Raw genomic sequence first — 442 nt, forward strand, 5'->3', positions numbered from 1 at the left:
GGAATGCTGGAGTTAGCGCTATTCTTCTTGGTGGTGCGCTCCAAAAAAATGGCAAGGATAAGTTCGACAATCATGAGCATGCTGCTCATGATTGCCTGAACTTCGGGCGAAACTTTGCCGTCAGAGCGAAGTTGCTCAAAATCCTTCCTGACTTTTTCTACCTGGCTACGTACCGAGGTCTTATCCAGACTTGCCATTTTTCACGCCATCATTTTGAATAACAGAATGATAACATGCGTTTTTTCGACCGATTTTAAGGTGCCTTAAGTCAATTATTTTTGAAAAAACAACCCGAATTGACCAAATCAAAATTTACATCAATTGGCGGCGCTTAAAACTGCACTGCTGTGGCAAATATGCCCAAGTCGTCAACTGCTCGCCTTGAGCACCCAAAAACCTGTCAAGCACTTTTTCAATTATTTTTGCAGGGGCGAGCAGTTAC

General features: G+C 43.2%; 1 protein-coding gene. It reads right to left on the reverse strand.

The genetic code is table 11. The annotated features are described in order from the left end of the window. On the reverse strand, positions 1 to 197 hold a 197-nt coding region (locus tag IV91_RS16070; protein WP_035418211.1), incomplete at its 3' end, for a hypothetical protein. Positions 198 to 442 lie beyond the last annotated feature (245 nt).

This window comes from Ferrovum myxofaciens (genome assembly GCF_000735045.1).
GTDB lineage: Bacteria > Pseudomonadota > Gammaproteobacteria > Burkholderiales > Ferrovaceae > Ferrovum > Ferrovum myxofaciens.